Annotated in this window: 9 protein-coding genes; 6 read left to right on the top strand and 3 right to left on the bottom strand. The window is 72.9% G+C overall.

The window, feature by feature from the left end:
• Positions 1–72: 72 nt before the first annotated feature.
• The 3 genes from GCU53_RS13615 to GCU53_RS13625 form a co-directional block, all read right to left on the bottom strand.
• Positions 73–1506 carry an efflux transporter outer membrane subunit gene (locus GCU53_RS13615; protein ID WP_152388096.1) on the bottom strand — a complete coding sequence of 478 codons (1434 nt, stop codon included), beginning with the start codon at positions 1504–1506 and terminating at the stop codon, positions 73–75.
• Positions 1507–1658: 152 nt separating this feature from the next.
• Positions 1659–2804: an efflux RND transporter periplasmic adaptor subunit gene (locus tag GCU53_RS13620; protein ID WP_152388097.1), complete on the bottom strand. Its 1146-nt coding sequence runs from the start codon at positions 2802–2804 to the stop codon at positions 1659–1661.
• A gap of 155 nt (positions 2805–2959) precedes the next feature.
• Positions 2960–3361, bottom strand: coding sequence for a FecR/PupR family sigma factor regulator (locus GCU53_RS13625; protein ID WP_152388098.1), 402 nt, complete (start codon positions 3359–3361; stop codon positions 2960–2962).
• Between the two features lie 286 nt (positions 3362–3647).
• On the opposite strand from GCU53_RS13625, the gene GCU53_RS13630 reads away from it, so the two are divergent.
• From GCU53_RS13630 to GCU53_RS13655, 6 genes are read left to right on the top strand one after another with little or no spacing between them, the layout of a single operon-like run.
• Positions 3648–3893 carry an MbtH family protein gene (locus GCU53_RS13630; RefSeq protein WP_152388099.1) on the top strand — a complete coding sequence of 82 codons (246 nt, stop codon included), beginning with the start codon at positions 3648–3650 and terminating at the stop codon, positions 3891–3893.
• A gap of 8 nt (positions 3894–3901) precedes the next feature.
• Positions 3902–4642, top strand: coding sequence for a thioesterase II family protein (locus GCU53_RS13635; protein WP_152388100.1), 741 nt, complete (start codon positions 3902–3904; stop codon positions 4640–4642).
• Complete coding sequence (locus tag GCU53_RS13640) at positions 4620–5327, top strand: 4'-phosphopantetheinyl transferase family protein (RefSeq protein ID WP_152388101.1); 708 nt, start codon at positions 4620–4622, stop codon at positions 5325–5327. Before GCU53_RS13635 ends, GCU53_RS13640 begins: the two co-directional genes overlap by 23 nt.
• Positions 5324–6301 carry a TauD/TfdA family dioxygenase gene (locus GCU53_RS13645; protein ID WP_152388102.1) on the top strand — a complete coding sequence of 326 codons (978 nt, stop codon included), beginning with the start codon at positions 5324–5326 and terminating at the stop codon, positions 6299–6301. Before GCU53_RS13640 ends, GCU53_RS13645 begins: the two co-directional genes overlap by 4 nt.
• Positions 6302–6338: 37 nt before the next feature.
• Positions 6339–11627, top strand: a complete 5289-nt coding sequence (locus tag GCU53_RS13650; RefSeq protein WP_208845255.1) for a non-ribosomal peptide synthetase — start codon at positions 6339–6341, stop codon at positions 11625–11627.
• The gene (locus GCU53_RS13655) at positions 11624–16168 is read left to right on the top strand and encodes a type I polyketide synthase (protein WP_152388104.1); all 4545 of its coding nucleotides are present in this window, start codon (positions 11624–11626) and stop codon (positions 16166–16168) included. Before GCU53_RS13650 ends, GCU53_RS13655 begins: the two co-directional genes overlap by 4 nt.
• Positions 16169–16491: the final 323 nt, after the last annotated feature.

A 16491-nucleotide genomic window follows, 5' to 3' on the forward strand; every position in this document is an offset into this window, starting at 1 on the left:
ATTTTTTCGCTCCGCCCTGCGAGTGCGTCAGGAAACGGCGGGAATACTGGCGCGCCGATGCCTGTCCAGCGCTCACTCGCTCCGTCCGTCGTCGCCGCCGGATCCGCTCTGCCAGCCGCCGCCGAGGGCCTTGAACAGGCTGACCGATGCCTGCAGGCGGGCGAGGCGCAGCTGGATTTCCTGGTCCTGCGCCTGGAACAGCGTGCGCTGGGCCTCGAGGCTGTCGAGCAGGGTGTCGGCGCCCGCCCTATAGCGTATCTCGGCCAGGGCGAAGCTCTGCCGGGCCTGCTCCAGCTCCTCGCGCTGCCAGTGCAATTGGCGCTCGGTGCCGGCGAGTGCATTGAGGGCCTTCTCCACGTCGGCCAGCCCGTCGACGATCGCCCGGCGATAGTCGTGCAGCAGCTCCTCCTGCTTGGCCAGGGCCTGCTCGCGTTCGGCACGCAGCCGCCCGGCGTTGAAGATCGGCGCGCTCAGGCCGGCTTCGAGCACGAGGAAGGGAAAGGGATTGTCGGCGAGCACGCTGGCGCGCTCGGCCCCGCCGCCCAGGCCGATCTCCAGGTCGAGGGTCGGCAGCAGCGCGGCGCGCGCCACCCGCACGTCGCCCTCGGCGGCGGCGAGTTCGGCCTCGGCCCGGGCGATGTCCGGACGACGGACCAGCAGTTCGCCGGGTAGACCGGCCCGGATGTCCGGCGCGCGCAGGGCGCCGAACTCGCCGCGGATCCGCAGCTGCTGCACGGGAACGCCGAGCAGCGTCGCCAGGACGATGGTCGCTTCCCGCTCCTCTTGCTCCAGCCGAGGAATCTGCCAGCGCTGGTTGGCGGTCAGGCTGCGCTGCTGGGCCAGCTCCAGGGCATGGCTGGCGCCGGCGGCATGACGGGCCTCGACCAGTTTCAGCACCTGTTCGGCGTTGCTCAGGTTGAGCCGGGCGATGCGGATCTGTTCGCGCAGCGCCAGCACCTGCAGATAGGTGCCGGCGACGCTGGCCGTGACCGTCAGCTCGACCGCCGCCCGATCCCGCTCGCTGGCCTCGACCCGCTTGCGCGCGGCGGCCCGCCGTGAGCGGTTGGCGCTCCACAGGTCCAACTCGTAGCTGACGCTGAGCAGGGTGTCGAAATGATCCATGCGCCGGTCCTCCTCGGTGGCGCCCAGCTCGTTGCTGTAGCCGTCGGTGCTGCCGATCAGCCGGTCGTGGTTGGCGTTCGCCTCGCCGTTCAGTTCGGGCAGGACCGGCGCGCCCTCGACCGTCGCCGTGGCCCGCGCCTGGCGCAGCCGGGCGAGCGCTGCGGCGATGTCGTGGCTGGAGGTGTGGGCCCGCTCGATCAGCCGGTCCAGCTCCTCGCTGCCGAAGCTGCGCCACCAGTCGGCGTCGGGCATTGCCGTGGCCGTCGCCGGCGGGTGCTGCCACTGCCCGGGAATGGCCAGGCCGCTGTCCGGCTGCGGCAGCGGGCCGCTGCAGGCGGGCAGGAGCAGGTACAGGCCGAGCAGGGCGAGCGGCTTTCGTCTCACTGCGGCCTCATGCAGCAGCCGGCGCCAGCCGCATGGTTTGGGGCGATGGTCGGTGTCCGGGGTTCATGCCGGCCGCTGCCCGGCGGACCGCGGCGCCGGGGCTGGCAGGCGGCCCGGAAGTGCGGCAGTGGCCCGATCGCTGGCTGTCATGCTCATTGCTCGTGGCGGCTGGCGGCGTTGACGAGCAGCCGCTCGCCCTCGGCGAGCCCTTCGAGCACTTCGATACGCTGCTGGTCGCGGATGCCGGTACGGACTTCGCGCAGATCCGGCTCGCCGTCCTGCCGCAGCACCTGCACCCGATGGACGTCCGGCTTGTCGGCACTCTCCTGCAGGGCGGCGAGCGGCGCGATGAGCGCATCCCGGACGTGGCTGTCGACGAAGAACACCCGGGCGGTCATTTCCGCCATCAGCGCCCGGTCCTCGTTGTCGACGTCGAGCAGCACGCTGTACAGCACCCCCGGGCCCTGGCCGGCTGCCTGCCCGGCCGGCTCGCCGGCGTCGGGGCCCAACTGCTCCAGCGGCTTCGGCGGCACCGGCAGTATCTGCCGGACGCGCGCCTGCCAGCGCCGGCCGCCGCCGCCGAGGGTGGTGAACCAGGCCGGCATGCCGGGCCTCACCCGGTTGATGTCGGCCTCGGGAACCAGAGCCCGGACGGTCATCGACGTCAGTCTGGCGATGCGGATCAGGGGTGTTCGCTTCTGGATGTCGAGCGTCTGGCCGACGGCGATCACGGTGCCGTCCAGCGGTGCATGAAGGCGCGTGTGGGCCAGTCCGGCTTCTTCGCTGCGCAGGCTGGCCTCGGCCTGCCTGAGCTGGACGTCGGTGCTCTTCAGGCGCGCCTCGGCCACCCGCAGCTCGGCGTGGGTGGTCTGCACGTCCTCCTGGCGCGCCGCGCCGCTTCTGGCCAGGGTCCGTTGCCGTTCGTACTGCTGGCCGGCCAGGTCGCGCTGGGCCAGTTGCTCCTCGCGCAAGGCCCGGAGGGTTTCGAGCTGCGCCCGGCTGGCATCCACCACGGCCCGCTGCTCGGACGGGTCGATCTCGGCGACCAGCTGCCCCGCCTGCACGCTGTCGCCGACCCCGACATGCAGGCGCAGCAGCCGTCCGGAGGTCTGGGCGACGACGTCCGTGTAGTGGCGGGGTTGCAGGATGCCCGACGCCGCGATGCCGCTCTCGATGTCGCCGCGCTCGACGGGCACGGCGTCGTAGGCCGGCACGGGCGGCGCGAAGCGCTGCCAGCCGGTCAGGGCCAGGGCGCAGCCGAGCAGGGTCAGGAGCAGGGGCCAGCGGAGGTATGTCATGTCGTGGTCCGGCAGATCGACTCGATGCGCCGGCCGTGCCCGGCGCGCCTGTGAGGGTCAGAGGTGCAGGACGAGTGGGCGGGGAAGGAATTTAGGGGGCGGGCGCAACGGCCCTGCCCCGGGTGGCGGGACCCGGAGCGCGCCTGGGGCCGGCTTCAGTGATGGACGTGCGCGGAGAGCGGATGCGCCAGGTCGTGGATCAGGCCCTGGATGTAGCTGCCCGGAATCCAGCCCATCCGCCAGCCGCCGTAGCCGGCCGGGAGCAGAACGAGCGCCGCCAGACCGGCCGCCAGTCCCATCCGGCGCAGGCAGCTGTGGCGGCGCGGGCGGGCGGGGGCGGCCGCGCGGGGACCGAACGCGGGCGGAAGATCGGCGGAGAGCTCCCAGATCTCCAGCATCGCCGCGAACTCGCGGGCGTGCTCGGGGCTCGCGTCGAGCCAACGCTGGAAGGCCTGCCGCTCGTCTTCGCTGCAGTCGTCTTCGTGCAGCCGCATGCACCAGTAGGCGGCCTCCTCGGCAGGCGAAGTGCCGGGAGCGGGAGGAAGGGGACCGTTCATGTGCTCGTTACCGTGGCGTGTTGTCCGCGATTGTGGCCGATCCCTTGCCCATGGCTTCGCATCCTCGCCAAGAGTCTATGGCATCGAAGGCGCTCCAGACAAACGCCAGGCCGGCGACGGCCTGCTTCCGGCGGCAGCCGCTCCCTCCGCGAAAGCCTGCGCGGCGGGCGTTTCCGGCAGGCGCCTAAACAAACCGCCGGCTGCTTCGTCATTGAAGGCAGACGACCCCCTGTGCCGGCATCCGGCCGGCAGGGGCCGCTTCCCTTCAACCCGTACGAGGATGCCCATGTCTACCAGCTGCTTCGACCGCGAGGACGAAACCTTCATCGTGCTCGTCAACCACGAAGGACAGTACTCCATCTGGCCCCACTGGAAGGCCGTCCCCGGCGGCTGGAGCGCCGTCGACGGCGTGCGGGGCGACAAGAAGACCGTGCTCGACTACGTCGAGAAGACCTGGACCGACATGCGTCCGCTGTCGCTGCGCCAATGGATGGACGAGCAGGCCGCCGCGCCGGCCGCGACCTGCCAGTGACCCGTTCCATGCGGCCGCCCCTGATCGACCTGCTGGTCCTGCCGTGTGCCGGCGCCAGCGCGACCATGTACCTGCGCTGGCGCCGCCTGCTGCCGGCATGGGTGCGCCTCGTCCCGGTGGAGCTGCCGGGGCGCGGCGCCCGGCTGGGCGAGCCCTGCGTCGAGGACTTCGAGCGGCTCGTCGCGCAGCTCTGCGACGAGCAGGCCGGGGTCATGGACGGCTGCTACGCCCTGCTCGGACACAGCATGGGCGCCCTGCTCGCGTATGGCATCGCCCAGCGCCAGCGCGCCCTGTCGAGGCCGCTGCCGCGGGCCCTGTTCGTCTCGGCGAGCGCCGCACCGTCGCGGCGCGATCCGGAGCGCTTCGCCGGCAAGGACGACGACGCGGCCCTGGTCGCCGACCTGCGCAGGCAGGGCGGCACGCCGGAGGAGGTCTTCGGCTGCGCCGAGCTGCTGCGTCTCACGCTGGACACCCTGGGGGCCGACTACCGGGTGTGCGAGAGCTTTCGCGACACGGCGCCGGCGCCCCTGCCCGTGGCGCTCCACGCCTTCGGCGGGCGGCGCGACGACATCGCCGCCGAGCGCATGGAGGCGTGGCGGCGCGAGGCCGGCGGCGCCTTCTCCCTCGACTGGTTCGATGGCGGCCACTTCTTCATTCGCGAGCGGGAGCCGCAGGTGCTGGCGGTCATCGTGCGCGAACTGGAGCGCCAGTTCTCTGGGGTGGACCATGCAGCCATTGCACGTGCCTGAGGCCCTGGCCGCGGACGTCGGCGTCTGGCGCCTCGACCTGGACCTGGCCGCGCCGCTGGCCGACGCCGACCGCAGCGTTCTCGACGCGGCCGAGGGCGCGCGGGCGCTGTGCTTTCGCCGCCACGAGGACCGGGTCCGCTTCGTCGCCACCCGCGCCGCGCTGCGCCGCCTGCTGGCCGCCCGACTCTGCTGCGCGCCCCGGGCGCTGCGCTTCGCGACCAACCCGCACGGCAAGCCGCGCCTGTGCCCGAGCGGCGGATGGGCGGGCGAGCCGGCGATCGATTTCAACGTTTCCCACGCGGGCAGCTTCGCGCTGATCGCCATTTCCCGGCGCGGCGCGGTCGGCGTTGACATCGAGCGTTGCAGCCCGGACCTCGACACCGCGGGCCTCGAGCCCTGGCTGCTCTCGCCGCTCGAGCGGCAGCTGGAGGCCGGCCGGCGGCCGGACTTCTTCGAGCGCTGGGTGGTGAAGGAGGCGGTGTTCAAGGCCCTGGGGCTGGGAATCGCCGGACGCCTCCAGCAGCTCTCGGTCCTCACACCCGGGCAGGCCGACGGGCGCCGCTACGGCCTGCGCCATGCCCGCCCCGAATGGTCGTCCGTGGACGCCTGGCGTCTGGACGCGCCGCCCGGATACGCCGCCGCCCTGGCGCGGACGCCCGCATGCCCAACCAAGGAATTGCCATGAACGAACTGCTGACCCGCTTCGAGCGCAGCGCCCCGGAAGGGTCCGAGCTGCCGGTCCTGATCACCCCGGCCGAGGCCGGGGAACCGCTGCTGGACGCCTTCCCGCGCCTGCGCGCGCAGATCGAAAGCCACCTCGCCACGGTGGGCGGCGTGCTGCTGCGCGGCTTCGCGGTGCCGTCGCTGGATGCCTTCCGCGAATTCGCGGCCGCCTTCGGCCATCCGCTGCTCAGCTACGAGTTCGGCTCGACGCCGCGCACTGCGGTGGGCGGCGGCGTCTACACCTCCACCGAATACCCGGCCCACCAGTCCATTCCGCTGCACAACGAGCAGGCCTACACGCGCGAATGGCCGATGAAGCTCTGGCTGCACTGCGTGACGGCCGCCGCCGAAGGCGGCGAGACGCCGATCGCCGACAGCCGGGCCGTCTACCGGCGCATGCCGGCGGCCATCCGCGAGCGCTTCGCTCCCGGCGTCCTCTACGTGCGCAACTACGGCGACTTCGACGTGCCCTGGCAGAAGGTCTTCAACACCGAGAGCCGTGCCGAGGTCGAGGCCTTCTGCCGCCGGGCCGGCATCCGCTGGGAGTGGAAGCCGGACGGCGAACTGCGCACCACCCAGCTGTGCCAGGCCATCGAAGTCCATCCGCTGACCGGCGAGACGGTGTGGTTCAACCAGGCCCACCTGTTCCACGTCTCCAACCTGCAGCCCGAGGTGCGCGAGTCGCTGGAGGAGCTGCTGGGCATCGAGAACGTGCCGCGCAACACCTACTTCGCCGACGGCTCGCCCATTCCCGATGCGATCTTCGACGAGGTGCGCGCCGTGCTCGACGCCGAGACGGTGTCGTTCCGCTGGCAGGAGGGCGACGTGATGATGCTCGACAACATGCTGGCGGCCCACGCCCGCGCGCCGTTCAAGGGTGCGCGCAAGGTGGTCGTGGCGATGTCCGAACCGCACGGCAACCTGGACAAGTTCTGAGAACCGATTCGAGAACGAGAGACGCGAGATGAACAGCATGCCGCCGTCAGTACCCCGCTATCCCCGCAATTTCGTCGAGCACCTGCGGCACCTGGCCGCCGAGCGGCCGACCGACACCGCCCTGATCGTGGTCCGCGAGCAGGACGGCGCGCCCGCCGACACCCTCGTCTCCTACGCCGCGCTGGACCGGCGCGTCAGGGCCCTGGCCGCGCAGCTGCAGGAGCGCTTCGGCCCCGGCGAGCGCGCCCTGCTGCTGCTCGACAACGACGACCACTACGCCGTCGCCTTCTTCGCCTGCCTGTATGCCGGGCTGACCGCGGTGCCGGTGTTCCCGCCCGAGTCGGCCCGCCCGCAGCATCTGGCGCGGCTGACCGGCATCGCCGAGGATGCGCAGGCCCGCTGCCTGCTCACCACGGGCGCGATCCTCGCGCTGCTCGGCACGGCGGTCGACGGCTTCGCCGGCTGCGCGGCCATCGCCGTCGACACGGTCGATGCCGCCGGCGCCGATGCCTGGCGGCCGCACGCGCCGGCCGACGACGACATCGCCTTCCTGCAGTACACCTCCGGCTCGACCTCGGCACCCAAGGGCGTCATGGTCAGCCACGGCAACCTGATGGCCAACGAGCGCGCCATCGAGGAAGGCCTGGCGGTCGGCGCGGACGACGTCTTCGTCTCCTGGCTGCCGCTCTACCACGACATGGGGCTGATCGGCGGCCTGCTGCAGCCCGTGCACCGCGGCATCCCCGTCGCACTGATGACCCCGCAGTTCTTCCTGGAGCGGCCGATCCGCTGGCTGGAGGCGATCTCCCGGCATCGCGGCAGCATCAGCGGCGGCCCGGACTTCGCCTACCGCCTGTGCCTGGAGCGGGTCAAGGACGCGCAGCTGGCGCAGCTCGACCTGTCGAGCTGGCGGTTGGCCTTCTCCGGTGCCGAGCCGGTGCGCCACGACACCCTCGAGGCCTTCATCGAGCGCTTCGCGCCGGCCGGCTTGCAGGCCGGCGCGGTCTTTCCCTGCTACGGCCTGGCCGAGGCGACGCTGTTCGTCACCGGCGGCCGGCGCGGCACCGGCATGGTCACCCGGGCCTTCTCGGCCGAGTCCCTGGGCCAGGGCCGGGCGCAGCGCGACGACGGCGGCAATATCCATGTCGGCTGCGGCCACACGCCCTCGGCGCACGAGGTGCGGATCGTCGATCCGCAGTCCCTGGCCCCCCTGGGCGAGGGCGCGGTGGGCGAGATCTGGGCGAGCGGCCCGAGCATCGCGCAGGGCTACTGGCAGCGGCCGGAAGAGACCGCGCAGAGCTTCGTCGAGCACGACGGCCGGCGCTGGCTGCGCACCGGCGACCTGGGCTTCGTGCACGAGGACGAGCTCTACATCACCGGGCGCATCAAGGATCTGATCATCCTGCGCGGGCAGAACGTCTATCCGCAGGACATCGAGCGGGCCATCGAGGCCGAGGTCGAGGTGGTGCGCAAGGGCCGCGTGGCGGCCTTCGCGGTGCCCCTACCGGCGGGCGGCGAAGGGGTGGGGGTGGCGGTGGAGGTCTCGCGTGGCCTGCAGAGCCTCGTGCGCGTCGAGGCGCTGGTCGAGGCCCTGAGCCGGGCCGCCGCCGGCGTGTGCCGCGAGCCGGTGTCGGTCGCCGTGCTGCTCAACCCGGGCGCGCTGCCCAAGACTTCCAGCGGCAAGCTGCAGCGCAGCGCCTGCCGCCGCGGCTGGGAGCGCGGCAGGCTCGACGCCTATGCGCTCTACGAGCACGGCCGCTTCGTGCTCGACGCCGGGCAGCAGGCGGCCGATCCCGTAGCCGCGCAGCCGCCCTTCGACGAACTGGAAGCCGCCCTGGCGCAGCTCTGGCAGCAGGTACTCGGCGGGGGCGGCGCACCGGACCGCCAGGCGCACTTCTTCGCCGGCGGCGGCAATTCGCTGGCGGCGGTGCGGCTGGCCGCCCTCGTCGGCGAGCGCTGGGCGATCGACTTCCCCGTGCGCCTGCTGTTCGAGCGGCCGCGCTTCGAGGAGCTCGCCGCGGAGATCCGCAACGCCCAGGCCCGCGGCGGCGGCCAGCCGAAGGCGGCGATTCCCGTCCTGCCGGCCGGGCGCCGTGGCGAACCCCTGCCGCTGTCGCACGCCCAGGAGCGCCAATGGTTCCTCTGGCAGCTCGACCCCAAGAGCAGCGCCTATCACGTGAGCCTGGTCCTGCGCCTTTCCGGGCCGCTGCGGGTCGATGCCCTGCGCGCCGCCTTCGACGGCCTGGTCGCCCGGCACGAGTCCCTGCGCACGGTGTTCCGCCCGGCTGCCGACGGCACGCCCGCACAGTGGATCCAGAACGCCGTCGAGGTCGATCTGCCGGTCATCGACCTGCGCGAGGTGGCGGCCGGCGAGCGCGAGGCCCGTGCGGCAGAGGAGGCGCGCCGCCTCGTCGAGACGCCCTTCGACCTGACTTGCGGACCGCTGCTGCGGGTGGCGCTGATCCGCACCGCCGACGAGGCGCAGCGGCTGGTGCTGGTGATGCACCACATCGTCTCCGACGGTGCCTCGATGCAGGTGCTGATCGACGAACTCGCCGCGCGCTATGCCGCCCATCTGCAGGGCAGGGCCGCCGAGCTGGCCGCGCCGGCCATCCAGTACGCCGACTACGCCCTCTGGCAGCGCGACTGGCTGGCCGCCGGCGAGGGCGCGCGCCAGCTCGCCTGGTGGCGTGCGCAGCTCGGCGACGAGCATCCGCTCCTGAGCCTGCCCAGCGACCATCCGCGCCAGGCGCGGGCCGACTACCGCGCCGCGCGCCATGCCGTCGAGCTGCCGGCCGAGCTGTCGGCCCGCCTGCGCCAGCTGGCCGAGGCGCGCGGCGCGACCCTGTTCATGGTGCTGCTGGCCGGCTTCCAGGTGCTGCTGCACCGCTACACCGGCCAGGCGGACATCCGCGTCGGCGTGCCAGTGGCCAATCGCCGGCGCACGGAGGCCGCGGGGCTGATCGGTTTCTTCGTCAACACCCTGGTGATGCGCAACCTCGTGCACGGGCGCACCCGCCTGGACGAGGTGCTGGCGCAGACCCGCGAGATGGCGCTGGGCGCCCAGGCGCACCAGGACCTGCCCTTCGAGCAACTGGTCGAGGCGCTGCAGCCGGAGCGCAGCCTGAGCCACAGCCCGCTGTTCCAGGTGCTGTTCAACCATCTGCACGAGGACTGGCGGGCGCTGCGGCAACTGCCGGGGCTGGTCCCGGAGCCCGAGGAGACGGGCGAGCGGGCTGCGCAGTTCGAGCTGACGCTGGACATCCGCGAGCGCTCGGACGGGCAGATCCGCGCCAGCTTCGAATATGCCGCCGAGCTGTTCGAGGCGCAGACCATCGAGCGTCTGGCCGGACACTACCTGACCGTGCTGCGCGCGCTGGCCGAGCGGCCGGAGCAGGCGGTGGGCGACCTCGCGCTGCTGGACGAAGCCGAGCGCGGCCGCCTGCGCCAGTGGGGCGAGGATCCGCAGCCCTACCCGGACGCCGAGCCGGTGCACCGCCTGTTCGAGCGGCAGGTGCGCGAGCGTCCGGACGCGGTGGCGCTGCTCTTCGGCGAGACCCAATTGAGCTATGCCGAGCTCAACCGCCGGGCCAACCGTCTGGCGCACCGGCTGATCGGGATGGGCGTCGCGCCCGAGAGCCGGGTGGGCATCGCGGCGGAGCGCTCGGTCGAGATGGTGGTGGGCCTTTTGGCCATCCTCAAGGCCGGCGGCGCCTACGTGCCGCTGGATCCGGAGTATCCGGCCGAGCGTCTGGCCTACATGGTCGAGGACAGCGGCATCGGCCTGCTGCTCACGCAGAGCCATCTGGCCGAAGGCATTCCGGGCAGCGGAGCGCTGACCGTGCTGGAGCTGGATACCCTCGACCTCGACGACGAGCCCGAATACGACCCGCAGGTCGCGCTGCACGGCGACAACCTGGTCTACGTGATCTACACCTCCGGCTCCACCGGCCGGCCCAAGGGCGCGGCCAACCGGCATCGCTCGCTCTGCAACCGCCTGGTCTGGGGCCAGCAGCAGCAGCCGCTCGGCCATGAGGATACGGTGCTGCAGAAGACCCCGTTCAGCTTCGACATCTCCTTCTGGGAGTTCTTCTGGCCGCTCACTGTAGGGGCCCGGCTGGCGCTCGCCGGTCCCGGCGAGCACCGCGACCCGGAGCGGCTGGCTCGACTGATCCAGCAGCACCGGATCACGACCATCCATTTCGTCCCGTCGATGCTGCAGGCCTTCGTCGCCCATGACGGCAGCCGTGCCTGCCAGGGCCTGAAGCGCATCATCTGCAGCGGCGAGGCCCTGCCCGCGGACCTGCAGGCGCGGCTGTTCGCGGCGCTGCCGCAGGTCGAGTTGCGCAATCTCTACGGCCCGACCGAGGCGGCGATCGAAGTGACCTGGTGGCGCTGCCGCGACGACGGCGCGCTGACGGTGCCGATCGGCGGCCCCGTCGGCAACCTGAGCCTGCATGTGCTGGATGCCGAACTCAACGCCGTGCCGCGCGGGGTGGCGGGCGAGCTCCATCTGGGCGGCCTCGGCCTGGCGCGCGGCTACCTGAACCGGCCGGGCCTGACCGCCGAGCGCTTCGTGGCCGACCCCTGCGATCCGCAGGGCGGCCGGCTGTACCGCACCGGCGACCTGGTGCGCTGGAACACCGAAGGCCAATTGGAATACCTGGGACGCATCGACCATCAGGTGAAGGTGCGCGGCTTCCGCATCGAGCTGGGCGAGATCGAGGCGCAGCTGCTGGCCCAGCCGGAGGTGCGCGAGGCGCTGGTGCTGGCCAAGGAGGGGCCGGGCGGGGCATGGCTGGTGGGTTACGTATCGGCGCAGGCGGGGCAGACCCTCGACGGCGCGCTGCTGCGCGAGCGGCTCGGCCGGGTGCTGCCGGACTACATGGTGCCGAGCGCCCTGGTGGTGCTGGAGAGCCTGCCGCTGAACCCCAACGGCAAGGTCGACCGCAAGGCCCTGCCCGAGCCGGAGCTGGCCAGCGAGCGGGCCTACGAGGCGCCGCAGGGCGAGATCGAGGAGCGGCTGGCCGAGGTCTGGGCCGAGGTGCTGGGCATGCAGCGCGTGGGCCGCCGCGACAGCTTCTTCGAGGTCGGCGGCCACTCGCTGCTGCTGCTCAGGGTCCACCATCGCCTGAAGGAACGCCTCGAGGTCTGTCCCTCGGTCGTCGAGCTCTTCAAATACCCGACCATCAAGTCCCTGGCGGCCTTCCTCGGCGAGGGCGGCCCGCACGACGGCGCCTCGCTGCAGCGCGCCGAGGACCGGGCCAGGCGCCAGCGCGGCGCCTTTCTGCAACGCCGGCCGGCCAGCGAGAGGACGCCGACATGAGTGATGCCATGGACAACGAAATGACCGGCGTCGAGATCGCCATCGTCGGCATGGCCGGCCGCTTCCCGGATGCCCCGGACGTCGAGGCGTTCTGGCGCAACATCCGCGACGGCGTCGAGTCGGTCAAAACCTTCGACGACGAGGCGCTGCGTGCCCGGGGGGTGCCCGCCGACCTGCTCGCCGATCCCGGCTACGTCAGGGCGGGGATCGTGCTGGAGGACATGGACCGCTTCGATGCCGGCTTCTTCGGCTACTCGCCGCGCGACGCCGAGCAGCTCGATCCGCAGCACCGCCTGTTCCTGGAAACCGCCTGGCAGGCCCTGGAGCACGCCGGCTACGGCGGCGCCGCACCGATGCTCACCGGCGTCTACGCGGGCAGCGGCGCCAGCCTCTACCTGCTGCGCCACCTGCTGCCGACGGTGGACTGGCGGGCCAGCGACGTCTCCTCCCTGCTGGGCCTGATGAACGGCAACGACAAGGACTCGCTCGCCACCCGCGTCGCCTACAAGCTCGACCTGCGCGGGCCGGCGGTGTCGGTGCAGACGGCCTGTTCCACCTCGCTGGTGGCGGTGCACCTGGCCTGCCGGGGCCTTCTGAACTACGAGGCGGACATGGCCCTGGCCGGCGGGGTGTGGCTCAACCTGCTGCAGGAGGGCGGCTACCGCTACCAGCCCGGGGCGATCCTCTCTCCCGACGGGCACTGCCGCGCCTTCGACGCCGAGGCGGCCGGCACCGTGCTCGGCAGCGGCGCCGGCATCGTGGTGCTCAAGCGCCTGGCCGACGCCCTCGCCGACGGCGACACTATCCACGCGGTGATCAAGGGCTCCGCGCTCAACAACGACGGCGCGGCGAAGGTGGGCTACACCGCCCCCAGCGTCGACGGTCAGGCGGAAGCGATCCTCGCCGCCCAGGCGATGGCCGGGGTGTCGGCCGACAGCATCGGCTACGTGGAGACCCACGGCACCGGCACCAGCCTCGGCGATCCGATCGAGATCGCCGCGCTGACCCAGGCCTTCCGCGCGAGCACCCAGCGACGCGGCTACTGCGCCATCGGCTCGGTGAAGACCAACATCGGCCATCTTGATGCCGCAGCCGGCGTCACCGGCCTGATCAAGGCGGCGCTGGCGCTCGGGCACAGGACCCTGCCGCCCAGCCTGAACTTCCGGGAGCCCAACCCGCAGATCGACTTCGCGGAAAGCCCCTTCTACGTGAACACCGAGGCCCGGCCCTGGCCGGCCTGCGAAGGGCCGCGGCGCGCCGGCGTCAGCTCGTTCGGCATGGGCGGCACCAACGTGCACGTCATCCTCGAGGAAGCCCCGGCGCCCGCCGTCGCCCGGCAGGGCGACGGCCTCAAGCTGCTCGCCCTCTCGGCGCGCAGCGAGGCGGCGCTGGACGCCGCGGTCGGGCGGCTCGCCGCCCACCTGAAGCAGCACCCGGAGCAGGCCCTGGCCGACGTGGCGCATACCCTGCACGCGGGACGCGAGCGCTTCGCCCATCGCGCCGTCGCGCTCGCCCGCGACCCGGCGGAGGCCGTGCGCGTCCTGGAGGCGCGCGCGCCGGACGCCTTCTTCAGCGGCCGGGTTCTGTCGGAGCGGCCGACGCTGGCCTTCCTGTTCCCCGGCCAGGGCGCGCAGCACCTGGACATGGGCCGCGCCCTGTACGAGCGCGAGCCGGTGTTCCGGGAAACCCTGGACCGCTGCTGCGCTCTGCTTGAGCCGCACCTGGGGCTGGATCTGCGCGAGCTGCTGTTCGCCGCGGCGGCGGACGAATCCGCGGCGGCCGCGCGCCTGGAGCAGACCGCGATCACCCAGCCGGCGCTGTTCGCCGTCGAGTACGCGATGGCGCAGCTGTGGATCAGCTGGGGCGTGCAGCCGGATGCGCTGCTCGGCCACAGCATCGGCGAATACGTGGCGGCCTGCCTCGCCGGCGTGTTCGTCCTGGAGGACGCCCTCGCGCTGGTCGCCGCGCGCGGCCGCCTGCTGCAGGCGACCGAGGCCGGCGCCATGCTGGCTGTCAGCCTGCCGGAGGCCGAGCTGTGCGCCCGGATGCCGGCCGGCTGCGATCTGGCGGCGGTCAATGCGGCCGACCTGTGCGTGCTTGCCGGCCCGAGCGCGGCCATCGAGGCCGCCGAGCGGGAGCTGGCGGAGCGCGGCGTCGCCGTGCGCCGCCTGCACGTCTCCCGCGCCTTCCACTCCGCCCTGGTCGAGCCGATGCTCGGCGAGTTCGAGAGCCTCTTGTCGCGGATCGCGCTCGGCGCGCCGCGGATTCCCTTCGTCTCCAACCTGAGCGGACGCTGGATCAGCGCCGAGGAGGCCTGCAGCCCGGACTACTGGGTGCGCCACGTGCGCGGCACGGTGCGCTTCGCCGACGGTCTGGACGAGATGCTCGGCAAGCCCGACCGCATCCTCCTTGAGGTCGGGCCGGGCGAGACCCTCAGCGCCCTGGCGCGGCGCCATCGGCAGGCCGGCACGCGGCCCGTCCTCGCCACCCAGTGCCATCCGCAGCGCCGCGCGCTGAACGCCGAACAGCCGGCGCGCTGCCTGGCGCAGCTCTGGCTGGCCGGCGTCGCGATCGACGCCCCCGGCCTGTTCGGCGGCGACCGGGCGCACCGGGTACCCCTGCCGACCTATCCGTTCGAGCGGCAGTCCTACTGGATCGCCGCGCCGAGCGGGGAGCCCGGCCGGGCGGCACCGGCGACGGGCCGGCGCGATGCCGCCGACTGGTTCCATGTGCCGGCCTGGAAGCGCAGCGAGGCCACCGGGCCGACGCAGCGGGACGGCAGCGTGCTGCTGCTGAGCGACGCGCACGGTCTGGGCGAGCGGCTGGCCCGGCGCCTGCAGGCCGCGCAGCGGCCGGTGATCCGGGTGGAGCGGGGCGCGGAGTTCGCCCGGCTCGGCGAGCGCCACTACGCGCTGCGCCCCGCCGAGCGGGACGATTTCGAGCGGCTGCTGCGCGCCGTCGAGGCCGAGAGCGGCCCGCTGGCCGACATCTGCCACCTGTGGAGCCTCGATCCGGCCGGCCTGCCGGCGCCGGACGAGGCGCTGGAGCGCGGCTTCCACAGCCTGCTCGCCCTGGCGCAGGCTCTGGATGCGACGGCTCCGGCGGACGGCCGGCGCAGCGTCGTGCTCAGCGTGGTGGCCAACCAGCTGGAGGACGTCGCCGGCAGCGAGCCGCTCTGTGCGGAGAAGGCGACCCTGCACGGCCCGTGCAAGGTCATTCCGCTGGAGTACCCGCACATCGCCTGCCGCCTGATCGACGTCGTCCTGCCGCCTGCCGGGGGCGCGGCAGAGGAGCGGCTCGCGGGGCAGCTCGCCGCGGAGCTGGCGACGCGGATCGAGCCGGAGGACGGCACACCCGTGCTGGCCTACCGGGGACCGCACCGCTGGCGCAAGACCTTCGAGCCCGTGCGCCGCGACGGCGCGGCCAGCCCGCGCTTGCGCCGGCAGGGCGTCTATCTGATCAGCGGCGGTCTGGGCGGCATCGGCCTGGCGCTGGCGCGCCACCTGGCCGAGAACTGGCAGGCGCGGCTGGTGCTGCTCGGCCGCAGCGCGCTGCCGCCGCGGGACGAGTGGCCTGCGCGCATCGCCGCGGCCGACCGGGACGCCGCCATGGCGGCCCGGCTGCAGCAGCTGCTGGAACTGGAAGCCCTCGGCGCCGAGGTTCTGGTCCTGCAGGCGGACGTCGCCGCGCCGGAGCAGCTGCGCCAGGCCGTCGACGCGGCGCGGCGGCGCTTCGGCGCCCTGCACGGGGTGGTTCACGCCGCCGGCGCGGCCGGCGGTGGGCTGCTCGCCGGCAGGACCCGGGCGGAGGTCGAGCGGGTCTTCGTGCCGAAGCTCGCGGGCGCCCGCCATCTGCTGGCGGCCCTCGCGGACGAGGCGCCGGATTTCGTGCTGCTGTGCTCCTCGCTCACGGCGATCACCGGCGCCTTCGGCCAGGCCGACTACTGCGCCGCCAACTGCTTCCTGGACGCGCTGGCGGCCGAGGCCTCCCGGCAGGGCGAGGGCTTCGTGCTGTCGGTCAACTGGGATACCTGGCGGGAGACCGGCATGGCGGCCGGGCAGCGGCTGCCGGAGGACGTCGGCATCGCGCCGGAGCGGGGCGGGCGGCTGCTCGAGGTGCTGCTGGCCGGTCCGCAGGCGGCGCAGGTCCTGGTCTCCACCCTGGATCTCGAGCGCCAGTTCGCGCAGGTGCACACCTCCGAGCTCGCCGAGCGCCTGCTGCCCGAGCCGGTGGCCAGGCGCCAGCGGCATGCGCGCCCGGCGCTGCAGACCGCATACGTGGCCCCGGAGGGCGAGCTGGAAGAGGATCTGGCGGCGCTGTGGAGCGAATTCCTCGGAATTTCGCCGATCGGTGTCGACGACAACCTGTTCGAGCTGGGCGGCGACTCCCTGCTGGCGATCCAGCTGCTGGCCAGGGTGCGCAGCACCTACGGCGTGGAGCTGCACCCGGCCGCGCTGTTCAAGACGCCGACGGTCGCCGCGCTGGCGATGCTGGTCGAGACCCGCCTGATCGAAGAGATCGAGAACGCCGAAACCGCCTGAGCGGCGCCCGCAGGGGCGGGACCGCTCTGCCGGTCCCGCCCCGTCGCCAGCAGGTCGATGGCCTGCTAAACAAACCGCCGGCTGCTTCGTCTTTGAAGGCAGACGACCCGCGTGTCGGTTCCCGGACCGACAGGGGCGGATCCGCCTTCCTCCGACTGCACGAGGCTGCCCATGTCCACCAGCTGCTTTGATCGCGAAGACGAGACGCTCGGCGCTCTCGTCGGCCCCGAACAACAGATCCTCCGCCCGTCCCGGCGGCAGGCTGCCCCGCTGTCGCCCCGGCGGTGACGGCGGCTCCTGCCGGCCAACTGGCCACCCCTCTT

The sequence above is a fragment of the Azotobacter salinestris genome (assembly GCF_009363155.1).
In the GTDB taxonomy this organism is placed as follows: domain Bacteria; phylum Pseudomonadota; class Gammaproteobacteria; order Pseudomonadales; family Pseudomonadaceae; genus Azotobacter; species Azotobacter salinestris.